At 27.7% G+C, this 15,950-nt stretch carries 12 protein-coding genes and 1 other RNA gene; 7 read left to right on the plus strand and 6 right to left on the minus strand.

Annotation, left to right across the window (positions count from 1 at the left end):
* Nucleotides 1–494 precede the first annotated feature (494 nt).
* Nucleotides 495–593: signal recognition particle sRNA small type (gene ffs, locus FD728_RS02270), an RNA gene on the minus strand.
* Between the two features lie 249 nt (nt 594–842).
* On the opposite strand from ffs, the gene queC reads away from it, so the two are divergent.
* Entirely contained in the window at nt 843–1,532 is a 690-nt protein-coding gene (gene queC / locus FD728_RS02275; RefSeq protein WP_159934360.1) for a 7-cyano-7-deazaguanine synthase QueC, read from the plus strand.
* A gap of 1 nt (nt 1,533) precedes the next feature.
* Here the strand turns inward: queC and ppiD are convergent, their stop codons facing one another.
* The 5 genes from ppiD to tig form a co-directional block, all read right to left on the minus strand.
* A complete protein-coding gene (ppiD, locus tag FD728_RS02280) occupies nt 1,534–3,390 on the minus strand; it encodes a peptidylprolyl isomerase (RefSeq protein ID WP_159934362.1) in 1,857 nt (618 codons plus the stop codon).
* 180 nt (nt 3,391–3,570) lie between these two features.
* Nucleotides 3,571–5,931, minus strand: coding sequence for an endopeptidase La (gene lon, locus FD728_RS02285; protein WP_159934503.1), 2,361 nt, complete (start codon nt 5,929–5,931; stop codon nt 3,571–3,573).
* 184 nt (nt 5,932–6,115) lie between these two features.
* Nucleotides 6,116–7,366, minus strand: a complete 1,251-nt coding sequence (gene clpX, locus FD728_RS02290; RefSeq protein WP_159934364.1) for an ATP-dependent protease ATP-binding subunit ClpX — start codon at nt 7,364–7,366, stop codon at nt 6,116–6,118.
* Nucleotides 7,367–7,540: 174 nt separating this feature from the next.
* The gene (clpP, locus tag FD728_RS02295) at nt 7,541–8,158 is read right to left on the minus strand and encodes an ATP-dependent Clp endopeptidase proteolytic subunit ClpP (protein WP_159934366.1); all 618 of its coding nucleotides are present in this window, start codon (nt 8,156–8,158) and stop codon (nt 7,541–7,543) included.
* Between the two features lie 254 nt (nt 8,159–8,412).
* Nucleotides 8,413–9,714: a trigger factor gene (gene tig / locus FD728_RS02300; RefSeq protein WP_159934368.1), complete on the minus strand. Its 1,302-nt coding sequence runs from the start codon at nt 9,712–9,714 to the stop codon at nt 8,413–8,415.
* Between the two features lie 550 nt (nt 9,715–10,264).
* On the opposite strand from tig, the gene FD728_RS02305 reads away from it, so the two are divergent.
* From FD728_RS02305 to cyoE, 6 genes are all read left to right on the plus strand, one after another.
* The gene (locus FD728_RS02305) at nt 10,265–10,828 is read left to right on the plus strand and encodes a YajG family lipoprotein (RefSeq protein WP_236261820.1); all 564 of its coding nucleotides are present in this window, start codon (nt 10,265–10,267) and stop codon (nt 10,826–10,828) included.
* Nucleotides 10,829–11,201: 373 nt separating this feature from the next.
* The gene (gene cyoA / locus FD728_RS02310; RefSeq protein WP_159934370.1) at nt 11,202–12,077 is read left to right on the plus strand and encodes a ubiquinol oxidase subunit II; all 876 of its coding nucleotides are present in this window, start codon (nt 11,202–11,204) and stop codon (nt 12,075–12,077) included.
* A 66-nt stretch (nt 12,078–12,143) separates the two neighbouring features.
* Nucleotides 12,144–14,135, plus strand: coding sequence for a cytochrome o ubiquinol oxidase subunit I (gene cyoB / locus FD728_RS02315; RefSeq protein WP_159934372.1), 1,992 nt, complete (start codon nt 12,144–12,146; stop codon nt 14,133–14,135).
* The gene (gene cyoC, locus FD728_RS02320; protein ID WP_159934374.1) at nt 14,125–14,718 is read left to right on the plus strand and encodes a cytochrome o ubiquinol oxidase subunit III; all 594 of its coding nucleotides are present in this window, start codon (nt 14,125–14,127) and stop codon (nt 14,716–14,718) included. Before cyoB ends, cyoC begins: the two co-directional genes overlap by 11 nt.
* Nucleotides 14,718–15,050, plus strand: coding sequence for a cytochrome o ubiquinol oxidase subunit IV (cyoD, locus tag FD728_RS02325; RefSeq protein ID WP_159934376.1), 333 nt, complete (start codon nt 14,718–14,720; stop codon nt 15,048–15,050). The genes cyoC and cyoD overlap by 1 nt, the downstream gene beginning before the upstream one ends.
* A gap of 2 nt (nt 15,051–15,052) precedes the next feature.
* Nucleotides 15,053–15,937 carry a heme o synthase gene (gene cyoE / locus FD728_RS02330; protein ID WP_159934378.1) on the plus strand — a complete coding sequence of 295 codons (885 nt, stop codon included), beginning with the start codon at nt 15,053–15,055 and terminating at the stop codon, nt 15,935–15,937.
* Nucleotides 15,938–15,950: the final 13 nt, after the last annotated feature.

The following is a 15,950-nucleotide window of genomic DNA, read 5'->3' on the forward strand; positions in this document are numbered from 1 at the left end:
AAGAACAATAATTTTTTTATTTTAAAAGAAATCTAACAAGAAAAAATATTTCTTTAAAAAAACATCATTTTAATTAACAGTTATTTAGCATAGATAAAAATTATCTATGCTTTTTAGATACTTAAAATCTTTCAAAACAAATTAATGTAATCATTATTTAATAATGATATTAATGAATAATAAACTAAAGAAAATTTTAAAAATAAGTAATAACTTTAAAGAAAGAAAGTAAAATATAAAAGTAATGTATTTAAATTAAGCAATCTCTAATTACAATAATTAAAAGTCTAATTTATAGGATATTTAGTTACTGCAAATTAAATTTTAATTATATATATTAATTATATATATATATCTAATAATTATTGAATTAGAAGATAAAACTAATCTTAAGTAGTAAATTATTACTAATGTATTAAACTATTACTAATAATGATAGATAACTTCATTGTTGTTCATTATTATTTATTATTGTTTACTATAACTGGTAGAGGTTTTGTGTACTATATCCAGACACACGAGAATCACTTGCTACGGCTGCTTCTTTCCAGCTCTGACCGAATTCACAAGCTATCGTTGTAGGAAAGCAACAAAACCTCTATTGAAATAAAATATCTTATATTTTACTAATAATTTAATAATTAAAATACTATTATATATTTTTATATTAATAAAATATTTTTTAGAAAAAATCAATAATCAATTTATTATTAATAATAAAATATTAAAATTAATTGTACATGTTTATTTTACACTAATAATTATTAATATATGATATATATATTAATATAAATTTATTTTTTTTAATTTGATAATACTAAATCAATATATTGGTATTAAAAATGAAACGAGCTGTTCTCTTATTTAGTGGTGGACAAGATTCAACTACCTGTTTAATCCAAGCAAATAATCTTTATGATGAAATACATTGTATTACTTTTTATTATGGACAACGTCATCATAAAGAAATCGAAGTTGCAACTGAATTAGCATATAATCTAGGTATGAAAAATCATAAAATTATAGACGTCTCAATATTGAAAGATTTAGCTGTTAGTAGTCTAATAGATCATAATATTCCTTTATCTAGTTATAATGCTAATCTAAATGGTTTACCAAATACTTTTGTACCAGGACGTAATATTTTATTTTTGACGCTAGCATCTATTTATGCTTTTCAAGTAAGAGCAGAAGTTGTCATTACAGGAGTATGCGAAACTGATTTTTCAGGATATCCAGACTGTCGTAAAAAATTTATTCAAGCATTTAACGATGCAGTTAACCTAGGCATGGCTATTAACATTCGTTTTGAAGTACCTTTAATGCATTTAAGTAAAGCAGAAATTTGGGCATTAGCCGATTATTTACAAAAATTATCAATAATACGTACAGAAACTTTAACCTGTTATAATGGAATAAAAGGTGATGGGTGTGGAGAATGTACTTCTTGCTATTTACGTGCACGTGGATTATCTGAATATCTAGCTAATTCTGATAAAATTAAGACTAAAATAAAAAAATATTTTAATTAAATTAGCCATATTTAATATTTGCTTTTTCATGTAAATTTTTTATAATAGATTCAAAACATATTTGCACATTATTTTGAATAAAACTTTCTATTATTTGATCAATTTGATGCTTTAATATCTTTATATGACTAACCTTATCTAAGGTTAATAATATGATATTTTTATGTATATCTTCTCCTATACCCCAAGAAGAAGAGTTACCTATAGGTCTTGGAAGATTAAAAGCAGCTTGTGCTATAGGATCATGAGAAGTACGATCAAAAGACTGTTCATTACTTAATATTAATCCTGCTGATTGTAATGCATCTTTTTTTCCATCTTTTAAGTCAGCTATAATTTTGTTAGCTTTTATTTTTGCTTTCTGTGTTGCTTTATTATACTTTATGATATTTATAATTTGTGTTTTGACTTGATCTAATGGCTTAAGTATTTCTAATACATGCGCATTAATACGTAATATAAAAGCGATATGATTATTTACAGTTATTAAATCAGAATTATTACCAGGAAAACCATTTGAATCTAATAAGCTACCATTGAATATTAATTGTTTAATCTGAGAATAATTAATATTATCTGGTATGTTATTATTTGTAATCCATCCAGTTTCTATTACTTTAAGCCCAGAAACTTGTGCAATATAGTCTAGTGATTTATTATTTTTACTAGCAGCTATGCTTATTTTTCTTTGTATTTTATAAAATGCATTAAGTGCTTTTTCTTGTTTAATATTATTTTCAATTATTTTATGCAGTATAGATAATGGTTTAATTTTTACAGATTGGATATCATCTAAACGGACAATCAAAAATCCTACAGGTAATTTGATAATTCCAGAAAGTTGATTTTTTTGAGTTAAGTTTATTTTTTTTAATTCATCTGGAATATTATTTTTTTCAAACCATCCAATATCGCCTCCTTTTTGAGCAGAAATTATATCTATAGACTTAGTTTTAGCTAAATTAGAAAATTTTTTTCCTTTTTTTAAATCATTAAGAATATTTACAGCATCTATTCTACTTTTAGTTTGAATAATACTAAAACGTTTACGCTGTGGTTGTAAATAATTAGTTTTATTTTTATTATACCATTGATATATTTCTTCTTCGCTAGCAGTTTCTTTTTCTTTTAAATTATTTGCATCAATCTTAATATAACTTAAACGAAAACTCTCTGGTGACATAAAAATATTTTTATTTTGTTCATAATATTCTTTTATTTCATTATCGCTTGCAGTTTGTTGTTTAGATAAAATATTAATATCTAATACGGCAGTACGAACTTTGCGTTGCTGAGACATTAATTCTAATATATCACTTTTTTCATCTTCAAGAATGAAGTTTGTATTAGTAATAATATTAATCAATTGCCAAATAGCTAATTGTTCACGCAATGCTTCAGCATATTGATCAGCTGTTAGTCCTATACTTGCAAGTAAATTTTTATATTTGTCATTATCAAATTTACCATTGGTTTGAAAAACTAACTGATTAAATATAGATTGTTTTACCTGATCATCGCTGATCAAAATATTTAAATCTTTAATGTATTGTTCAAATAATACTTGATCTATCAATTGAGATAGAACTTTTTGATGTATTTCTTGTACATACCACTTATTACTGATAAGTTGAAAAAATTGATCACCTAATATCTTTTGTTGACGTTCTATTTCATTATTATAAATTTGTTCTAATGTAGCATGTCCAATTTTTTGTCCATTAATCTTAACAGCATAATCAACATTATTACTAATTAGATAGTTACCTATACCAGTCACTATAAAAGATAAAATAATTAATGCTAAAATAATTTTAAATATAAAATTCTTTGAGATTATACGCAAATTATCCATCATGCTATGATACTACTCCAATACATTTAATACATCTAAGATTTTAAAAAAATATACTATCGTATATAAATTATAGTGCTAAAAGTCATACCATTTATTTAAAATTACTCAAATAATTTATGTAAATCATATATATATGAGTAGATATTAATTTTTAATTAATTTAAAGTAAATATTTTTATTTTAAAGATCTTTTGCTGCTGTAACTTGTATACTATATGGTTCATTTTCTAGTGCTAGGCTTAAAACTTCTTCAATATGCTTTACTGGATGTATTTTTAAATCTGCAATTATGTTCTGTGGAATTTCTTCCAAATCACGCTTATTTTCATCTGGAATTAGAACTATTTTAATTCCTCCACGATGAGCAGCTAATAATTTTTCTTTTAAACCACCAATTGGTAATACTTGACCACGCAATGTGATTTCTCCAGTCATAGCTACATCAGAACGAACAGGATTACCAGTTAAACAAGAGACTAAAGCTGTACACATAGCAATACCGGCACTTGGACCATCTTTTGGTGTTGCACCTTCTGGAACATGAACATGAATATCACGTTTTTCATAAAAATTACTATTTATTCCTAATTTATCTGCTCGTGCACGAACTACTGTTAGTGCTGCTTGAATAGATTCTTGCATTACTTCCCCTAAAGAACCAGTGTAAGTTAATTTGTCTTTACCTGGAACACAAGCAGTTTCAATAGTCAAAAGATCTCCGCCGACTTCAGTCCAAGCTAAACCAGTGACTTGACCTATTCTATTCTCATTGTCAGCACGACCATAATCAAAACGTTTCACACCAAGAAAATCTTTAAGGTTGTTACCATTAATAGTGATACTTTTTTTTGTTTTATCAATTAATAAGGATTTAACTGTTTTACGACATAATTTAGAAAGCTCTCGTTCAAGGCCACGTACACCAGCCTCTCGAGTATAATAACGAATAATGCCATTAATTGCACTATCATCAATATTGATTTCATTTTTTTTCAATGCATTACGATGTATTTGCTTAGTTAATAAATGCTGTCTTGCTATGTTTAATTTTTCATCTTCAGTATAACCAGAAAGACGAATAACTTCCATACGATCTAGTAATGGTGCTGGAATATTCATAGAATTTGATGTAGCTACAAACATAACATTAGAAAGGTCATAATCGACTTCTAAATAATGATCATTAAATGCAATATTTTGTTCTGGATCAAGAACTTCTAATAATGCTGAAGCTGGATCACCTCGCATATCAAAAGACATCTTATCTATTTCATCTAATAAAAAAAGAGGATTTTTTACTCCAATTTTAGCCATTTTCTGAATAATTTTACCTGGCATAGAACCTATGTAAGTACGACGATGACCACGAATTTCTGCTTCATCACGTACTCCACCTAAAGCCATGCGAACATATTTACGTCCTGTAGCTTTTGCAATTGATTGTCCTAAAGAAGTTTTACCTACTCCAGGTGGACCGACAAGACACAATATAGGTCCTTTTATTTTGCTAATACGACTTTGCACTGCAAGATATTCAAGAATACGGTCTTTTACTCGCTCTAAACCATAATGATCAGTATCTAATGTTTTCTGTGCCTTACATATATCTTTTTTTACTTTACTACGAGCATGCCATGGAACTTGAAGCATCCAGTCAATATAACTTCTAACTACAGTTGCTTCTGCTGACATTGAAGACATCATTTTTAGTTTCTGTAATTCAGATTCAGTTTTTTCACGAACTTCAGTAGGCATTTTAGCTGCTTCAATTTTACGTTTTAGTATCTCATACTCATCTGGGGTATCATCCATTTCTCCTAATTCTTTTTGAATAGCTTTCATTTGCTCATTCAAATAATATTCACGTTGACTTTTTTCCATCTGTTTTTTTACACGATTACGAATACGCTTTTCCACTTGTAATAAATCTATTTCTGATTCCATCATTGCCATTAAGTATTCTAAACGTTCATTAACATCCGACATTTCTAATACTGATTGTTTATCTACTAATTTTAACGGCATATGTGCCGCTACTGTATCAGCTAAACGAGCAGCATCATCTATGCTATTTAAAGAAATTAATACTTCAGGTGGTATTTTTTTGTTAAGTTTTATATATCCTTCAAACTGATTAATAGCAGTACGTACTAATACTTCTTGTTCACGTTCTTCTACATCAGGTGAAATAAAATATTCAACTTGAGCAACAAAATGATCCTCATTATTAGATAAAGTTGTAATACGTGCGCGTTGTAATCCTTCTACCAATACTTTTACTGTGCCATCAGGTAACTTAAGCATCTGTAATACAGAAGCTATCGTACCTACAGAAAAAAGTTCATTTATACCAGGTTCATCGGTTGAAGCTTCCTTTTGGGCAACTAACATTATTTTTTTATCATTATCCATTGCAGCTTCAAGGCACCGAATAGATTTTTCTCGACCGACAAACAATGGCATGACCATGTGCGGATAAACTACTACGTCGCGCAACGGCAACACAGGAATTTTTATACGTTTAGAACGCTCTGGATTCATAGAGCTCTCTCTTTTTAGTGTAGTATCTGCCATAGTAATGGGAACTGTGTTATATATAAAAATGATTAAACCTATTAAGATAACTGACTATATGGGGATTCTTGTAATACATTCAATGTTTTCAATTAAAGAAAAACTAAATAGAACATTTATCCATTTTAAAACAACAATATAGCACAATCATTTATTCACCTAAAACTTGAATATCTTGTTTAGTATTGTAAATCAATATTGGTTTAGATTGACCATTAATAACGAATTCATCAATAACTACTTTTTCAACATTCTCCATAGATGGAAGATCGTACATTATTTCTAATAATACTGCTTCAACAATAGATCTTAAACCACGAGCACCTGTTTTACGTAAATTTGCTTTCTTAACAATTGCAGTAAGAGCATTCTCACAAAATTCTAATTCAACTCCTTCTAAATTAAATAATGCTTGATATTGTTTAGTTAGAGCATTTTTAGGTTCACGTAAAATACGAATTAATGCTTTTTCACTCAACTCACTTAAAATAGCCACTACTGGTAAACGACCAATAAATTCTGGAATTAAACCAAATTTTATAAGGTCTTCTGGTGCAACTTGAGATAATAGTGTATTTTCATTATTTTCTTGCAATTGGTCTTTTATTGTAGCAGTAAAACCTATACTAGATCCTATTTCTATTCGTTCAGAGATAAGTTTACTCAATCCTGCAAAAGCACCACCACAAATAAATAAAATTTTAGATGTATCAACTTGTAAAAATTCTTGTTGAGGATGTTTACGGCCACCTTGTGGAGGAACAGCAGCTATCGTGCCTTCTATTAATTTTAGTAGAGCTTGTTGTACTCCTTCACCGGAAACATCACGAGTAATGGATGGATTATCAGATTTACGTGAAATTTTATCTATCTCATCAATATAAACAATACCGCGTTGAGCTTTTTGAACATTATAATCACACTTTTGTAATAGTTTTTGGATGATATTTTCTACATCTTCACCTACATAGCCAGCTTCAGTTAAAGTAGTGGCATCAGCTATTGTAAATGGTACATCTAAAAAACGAGCCAATGTTTCAGCAAGTAATGTTTTACCACTACCTGTTGGACCAATAAGTAAAATATTACTCTTTCCTAATTCTATTCCATTATTAGTATCACTATTACGTAGACGTTTATAATGGTTATAAACAGCTACTGCTAATACTTTTTTTGCGTGTTCCTGATCTATCACATAATCATCAAGATGATGACGTATTTCATGTGGTTTAGGTAATTCATTATTACTACGATATGGAGTAACTTTATTCGTTTTTTCACTAACCATATCATTACATAAATCAATACATTCGTTACATATATAAACTGATGGTCCAGCAATCAACTTGCGTACATCATTTTGACTTTTACCACAGAAAGAACAGTACAACAGCTCTGTCATCAATTAACCTCTTTGAATTTTTAAAACTAACAAAAACTGAAACCTTAATAAAAATTATTATACTGTCACTATATCACGTGTAGTACATAATACATCAACAAGAACTTTATATATTAATCAATTTAGTGTTTACTTACATGAGATATAACGTGTAAAGTTAACACTTAAGTCTTATTATCGATGCTTCAAGATAGAGTCAACTAATCCATATTTAACAGCTTCATTAGCAGATAAAAAACAATCTCGTTCAGTATCACGTTCAATTTGTTCAAGCGATTGTCCAGTGTGTTTAGCCATTAGTTCGTTAATACGTTTTTTTACTTTTAAGATCTCTCGTGCATGAATTTCAATATCGGTAGCTTGACCTTGATAACCACCTAACGGCTGATGAATCATTACTCGTGAGTTAGCAAGACAAAAACGTTTACCTTTTGTTCCAGCAGATAAAAGAAATGAAGCCATTGAAGAAGCTTGGCCAATACAAATAGTACTAATATCAGGTTGAATAAATTTCATTGTATCATAAATAGACATACCAGCAGTAATGACACCACCAGGTGAGTTAATATAAAGATAAATATCTTTGGCAGGATTTTCCGCTTCTAAAAAAAGCATTTGTGCTACAATTAAATTTGCCATATGATCTTCAACTTGTCCAGTTAAAAAAATTACACGCTCTTTAAGTAAACGAGAATAAATATCGTAAGATCGCTCTCCACGTGAAGTTTGTTCAATTACCATAGGTACTAATGTCATGTTTGAAACTATAAAACTATTATTACTATGTGGCATAATGTTCATCTCCTAAATAAATATCATAATATTTTATATCTATCCTCAAATTTAAGATAAGCTAGAATAATAAATTAGCTAATTTTTATTTTGTTATCTTTTAATAAAATTTATTATCTTAATAGGATACCTACTGGAATAATTTGAATGTATTTTTAAAAGAATTCAATTTAATTAATTAAATAAATCTATGAAATAGAAAACCCGCAATAGTTAGTTTGCGGGCTTAACTTAAAAAATAAACTATCAATAAATTATATTGTAGAATAATGATTCATTATATCTTGAAAATTAATTTTTTTATTAATAATTTTAGCTTTTTTTAATACTTCATCAATTGCTTGATCTTCTAAGGCCATATTGCGAATATTATTCATTAAGTCTTTGTTTTTAATATATAATTTTATGATTTCTTGAGGATTTTCATATGCAGAAGCTATTTCTTCAATTAATGCTTTTACCCGATTTTCATTTGCTTTTATTGCATTTATTCGAATAATTTCGCTTAGTAGTAAACTAATACTAATGCGTCTTTTTGCTTGTTTTTCAATTAAATCAGATGATAGCTCTAATTTTTGATTATCTTTACTATTATACTGAGAAGCTTGATGTCGAAGGCTATTTATTTCTTTATTAATTAAGGTAACTGGAATATCAAATTCATTTGCATTAATTAAATAGTTAATTATTTGTGACTTGATTTTATTACGAATTACTTTTTTTAATTCACGCTCCATGTTATTACGTATTTCAGAACGTAAACCAGAGATAGAAATATCTTCTACACCAAAGTGTTTAATGAAATCTTCAGTCAATTCTGGGATGTCAAGTATTTCAACTTTTGTAATTGAAATATTAAATTTTACCTCTTGATTTCTTAAATTTTCTATATGGAAATTATTTGGTAAATTAACATTAATAGTAAAATTTTCACCAGCTTTATAGCCAACAATATTTTCTTCGAAACCATATATAATTTTATTTTGCCCTATACAAAATATAAAATTAGAAACTTTACTACCTTCAAATTCAATATTATTTAGTAAACCAACAAAATCTACTGTTACACGATTACCTAAGTTTGCAGCAGCATCAGTTACTTTCCAACTTGCTTGTTGTATCTGCATTTTTTTTAACATAAGATCAATATCTTGATCTGTTATATCAACTATTGGATTTTCAATTTTTATATTATCTAGACCTTTTAGTTGGAACTCTGGATATACTTCAAATTCAACTGTATAGATTAAATCTTCACCTTCTTTATATTCTCCCATTATATAATTAGGCGTGCTCACAGGATTCATTTTTTCTTTTAAAATAATATCAACAAAATTATTCGACATTATTTCAGTTATAACTTGTTGGCGTATAGAAGTACCATAGCGCTGAATGATAATCTTCTCTGGCACTTTACCTTTACGAAATCCGTCGACCCGAACTTTTCTTATCATTTTTGATAATTCTTTTTTAAATGCGCTTTCTATAATATCTGAAGCAACAGTAATCGTAATGCGACGGTCTAAACCTTGAGTGTTTTCCACTAAAAATGTCATTTTGTCACCTTAAAAACAACGTAATCAGTTAACTTCAGATCTCATCTGATAATATATCTTTAAAAATCTATGTTAAAATACTATACATAGAATTTAATCTATTAAAAAAGTTTTTTAAATTACATCAATCTTCAGTATATAGTGTTATGATTAGGATGAATCTATAATATAAATTTAATATTTTTAATATCTATAATATATATTTTTATTAATTAAATTAGGCAGTATTATACTGAAGTCCTATTCGACTTAGGAAAGATAAAAATTTTTTCTAAAAAAATATAGACTTTATCTAGAAATATTTGCTAACTAAATAAAAAATAAAATAAATTATTTTATAATAACTAACTTCTTACATAAAGAAGTGATGAGAAAGTTTTATTTATAATTAAAAATTACCAGAATATTTTCGTTAAAATAATCTTTCTTTAATATTTTTGATATTATCCTATTAATTACTATAATACATTTGAAATTTTGATATCAATATTTTATTAAATTGATTCTATAAACAAAAATTATGCATACAAATATGTTAAAAAATATATGAATTCTATTATTTATTTTTTCTTGTTTTATTTTATTTGGTTGTGCGAGCAATAATAACACGATAAATATTCAACCAAATATTCAATTACCTAAACAAGATCCTAGTCTTATGAGTTTAACTGTTAATATACATAGTATAGATAAACGAACTAATAACATATTGGCTAAAATTAATCGTAGAGGTAAGCTAGTAATCTTGAAACCTTCCCGTGATCTATGTTTTTTATTACAAGAAGTTTTAGAAAAACAAATGATAGCACGTGGTTACATGATTGGTACTAGTCCAATTGAAATACAAATAATAATTAATACTTTGCATACGCAAATTACACAAGGTAACATGCTTTACACTATCACGACAAAGGTAGATTTATCTATCATTTCTACAGCCAAAAATGGAAATAAATTATTGAAAAAATATTGCCAAACACATAGCACCGAAGGTGTTTTTATCGCAACTAATCAAAAAATTGCTAATGTGCTTAATTCTACAATTAACGATATTATTTCTAACATGGCACAAGATTTGAGTATACATAATTTTATTAAACAGAACTCTAAATAATTAATTATTTAGAGTTCTAATAATTAAAAATAAAATTTATTCAAAATAGTTATTTTTATATAATTAAAAATTAATTTTTAATTATATAAATTGTATTTAAAATACATAATCATGTACTATTATATGTCATGATTATATGTACCTATCACTTATTATTTAATTATTATTAATCAGCGATATAATTATTGTATTAAACACTTTACTACTTGTATTGAATTTAATTCATACCTTTTTTTAGAAGTAGGAGAATAATGATTAATAAATCAATTATAACTATATAAAAAAATTATTTCATTTATAGTAAATCAACCTTTTTATAAAATGCACAGATATTTAAATAACAATAGTAGATACTTGCAATTGAGGTTGTTAAATGCAACTTAAAAAATACGAAAAAAAATATGAAATCTTATTATTAATAATAATGAATTCATTATTAACCAGTTGTAATAGTGCACTATTAGATCCGAAAGGACAAATTGCAATAAAACAACATTGGTTAATTATAACATCATTTGGATTAATGTTAATCGTTGTTATTCCTGCAATATTAATGACTATTATATTTTCTTGGAAATACCGTTCAACTAATAATAACTCAAAATATACTCCTAATTGGTCACATTCAAATAAAGTAGAAATTGTAGTTTGGAGTATTCCACTTTTTATCATCCTCTTTTTAGGAATCTTAACTTGGAAATCAACTCATGAATTAGAGCCAAGTAAACCTTTAATATCTAAATTAAAGCCTATTGAAATAGATGTTATAGCTTTAGATTGGAAATGGCTTTTTATTTATCCAAAACAAGCTATTGCAACTATTAATCAGATCGCTTTTCCAATAAATACTCCAGTTTACTTCAGAATTACATCTAATTCAGTTATGAATTCATTTTTTATTCCTACATTAGGTAGTCAGATTTATGCTATGGCTGGTATGCAAACTAAACTAAACTTAATGGCTAATAAATCTGGGATTTTTAATGGTATTTCTGCAAATTTTAGTGGTCACGGTTTTTCTGGAATGAAATTTAAAGCTATTGCAACTAAAAACAATGAAGAATTTCAAAAGTGGATTACTAAGGTTAAAACGTCAAGTAATATTCTGATAACGATGAAAGATTTTAAGAAATTAGCAATACCAAGCGAAAATAATCCGGTAGAATACTTCTCTAAAGTGAATCCTATACTTTTTAATAAAGTTATTAATACATTCATGATGAACCATGAGAAAATGGATATGCACTAATATTAAAATAGATAATATAGATAATATTGAAGTACTTTTTATAGGCCTCGATGAGGAATAGTTAAGATGTTTGGAAAATTAACATTGGATGCAGTGCCATATCATGACCCAATTATCATGGTTACAGTTACTGGTATAATCCTTACAAGTATGTTGATTGTTGCAACTATTACATATTTCAACAAATGGCAATATCTATGGTCTCAATGGTTAACTTCTGTAGATCATAAAAAATTAGGTATAATGTATATTATTGTAGCATTTATCATGCTTTTTAGAGGCTTTGCTGACGCAATAATGATGCGATTGCAACAAATGATAGCTTCGACTGGAGATGGTACTATTTTACCGCCACATCACTATAATCAGATTTTTACTGCTCACGGTGTAATTATGATTTTTTTTGTAGCTATGCCATTTGTAGTAGGTTTAATGAATCTTATTATACCATTACAAATTGGTGCACGTGATGTTGCATTTCCTTTTTTAAATAACTTAAGCTTTTGGTTCACAATAATTGGTGTAATCTTAGTTAATATATCGTTAGGTATAGGTGAATTTGCTCAAACAGGTTGGTTATCTTATCCTCCACTTTCAAGTATAGAATACAGTCCAGGAGTTGGTGTAGATTATTGGATTTGGAGTCTTCAATTGTCTGGGATAGGTACAACATTAACTGGTATTAACTTTTTTGTCACTATTCTTAAAATGCGTGCTCCTGGTATGAATTTATTTAAAATGCCAATATTTACTTGGGCTGTACTGTGCACTAATGTTTTAATTATTGCAGCATTTCCAGTATTAACTGTTACATTAACATTATTGACACTTGATCGTTATTTAGACTTCCATTTTTTTACTAATAATATGGGAGGTAATATGATGATGTACGTCAACTTGATCTGGATTTGGGGACATCCAGAAGTATATATTTTAGTTTTACCAATTTTTGGTATATTTTCTGAAATTACAGCTACTTTTTCCAAAAAAAGGTTGTTTGGTTACACTTCTCTAGTGTGGGCGACTATTGCGATTACTGTATTGTCGTTTATTGTTTGGTTACATCATTTTTTTACTATGGGTGCTGGAGCAAATGTCAATGCTTTTTTTGGTATAATGACCATGATCATTGCAATTCCTACCGGAGTTAAAATTTTTAATTGGTTATTTACTTTATATCAAGGAAAAATTGAATTTAATTCAGCGATGTTATGGACTCTTGGATTTTTAGTAACATTTTCTATTGGTGGTATGGCTGGTGTTTTATTATCAGTTCCGGGTGCTGATTTCGTTTTACATAATAGTCTTTTTTTAGTAGCACATTTTCATAATGTTATCTTAGGTGGTGTCGTTTTTGGTTGTATGGCTGGAATAACGTATTGGTTTCCAAAAGCATTTGGTTTTACTTTAAATGAAACGTGGGGAAAACGTGCTTTTTGGTTTTGGATTACAGGTCTATTTGTTGCTTTTATGCCTTTATACGTATTAGGATTTATGGGTATGACACGTCGTCTAAGCCAGAATATTGATCCAGAATTTCATCCTTTGTTAGTAGTTGCAGCAATAGGTGCAATCATTATTGCTTGTGGCATTATTTGTCAGTTTATTATGTTCTATATCTCTATCATTAATCGTAACCAAACCCGTGATTTAATTGGTGACCCATGGGGAGGTCGTACTTTAGAATGGTCTACTTCTTCACCTCCTCCTTTTTATAATTTTGCTGTTATACCTCATATCAATGAACGAGATGCATTTTGGGAAATGAAAGATAAAGGAAAAGCTTATCAGAAACCAAAAAAATATGAAAAAATTCATATGCCAAAAAATACAGCTACAGCTATTATTATTGCTGCATTTGGTACCGTTTTCGGTTTTGCAATGGTTTGGTATATTTGGTGGATGGCAATTTTTGCTTTTTTAGGCATGATTGTAACTTGGATTGTAAAAAGCTTTGATGAAGATGTGGATTACTATGTGCCAATTATTCAAATTGAACAGATAGAAAAAAAACACTTTGATGAAATCAGTAAAGCAGGTTTAAATAATGTCAACTGAATATTTTACAAAAAACTCTCATGATAGTACTCAAAAAAATAAAATTTTTGGTTTTTGGATCTATTTAATGAGTGATTGTATTATTTTTGCTACTTTGTTTGCAACTTATGCAGTAATGGTCAATAACACTGCAGATGGCCCTGTTGGTAAAAATATTTTTAAGTTACCATTTATCCTAATAGAAACAATGATATTGTTAATCAGTTCAATTAGCTATGGTATAGCTATGGCTGAGATACCATATCAAAAAAAAAACCATGTTATCAATTGGATGGCATTGACATTTATTTTAGGAAGCACTTTTATTGGAATGGAATTATATGAATTTCATAAATTAATAATTGAAGGATTCGGTCCTAGTCGTAGTGGTTTCTTATCAGGATTTTTTACTTTAATTGGTACTCATGGTCTACATGTATTCTCTGGTTTAATTTGGATGCTAGTATTAATTTTTCAAATTTATCAACGTGGCCTAACTATAACTAATCAAACTCGTATGATGTGTCTTAGTTTATTTTGGCACTTTCTAGATATCATTTGGATTTGTGTATTCACCGTGGTATATCTAATAGGATCTATTTAATGATTTATTTTATTAAAAAAAAACATTTATTGGATATTAATGTAAAGTCTTATATTAAAGGATTTATATATTCTATTATTCTAACAATAATACCATTTTGGATACTAATAAATAAAGTAGCTCCCTACATAACTACTATGACTGTAGTGCTAGTATGTGCAATTATTCAAATACAAGTACATTTAAAGTATTTTTTACATTTAGATAGAAAATCTGAAGATGGATGGAACATTATATCCATAATATTTGCAGCAATTATTATATTAATTATTGTAATTGGATCAATATGGATTATGTCTCATCTTAATTATAATACAATGGCATATCATTAGTAATGAATAAACAATGCCTACAAGTCACAAAACCAGGAATTATTTTTGCTAATTTAATTTCTTTAATTGGTGGATTTTTATTAGCAGCAAAAGGCAATATAAATTATTTTTTGCTTTTTAGTTCTTTAGTTGGAATGTCATTAGTTATTGCCTCAAGTTGTATCTTTAATAATGTTATTGATCGAGATATTGATATGAAAATGACTAGAACTAAAAATCGAGTTCTAGTGAAAGGTTTAATTTCTAAAAAATTAAGTCTTATTTATGCAACAATATTAGGTCTTACAGGTTTAATATTAATATACATTGAAGTAAATATTTTATCAATGTGGTTAGCTATAATAGGATTTGTAGTATATGTAGTGATTTATAGCCTTTATATGAAGAGAAAGTCAATCTATGGTACATTAGTTGGTAGTATTGCTGGAGCTACACCACCAGTAATTGGTTACTGTGCTGTTACTAATAAATTTAACGATGGAGCATTTATTTTATTGACTATTTTCAGTCTATGGCAAATACCACATTCTTACGCAATTTCTATTTTTTGTTTGAAAGACTACGAAGCAGCAAATATTCCTGTACTCCCATTAATTAAAGGTATCCGTATAGCTAAAATACATATTATACTTTATATTTTAGCATTTATGATTTCGACTTTTATGTTATCGTTTAACGGATACACTGGATATAATTATCTAATAATTGCTACAGTATTAAGTATATGGTGGCTTAGAATGGCGTTTTTAGGTAAAAAAACTTCAAATAATACAATTTGGGCACGTAAAATATTTATATTTTCAATTATCACTATCATCTCATTAAGTGTAATGATGTCGATAGATTTCGTAACTCCTATGTCTAAAAAAGTATTGACTAATATCTAGTAATTTAAACTTT

Source organism: Pantoea sp. Aalb, from assembly GCF_009829985.1.
Classification (GTDB): domain Bacteria; phylum Pseudomonadota; class Gammaproteobacteria; order Enterobacterales; family Enterobacteriaceae; genus SZZU01.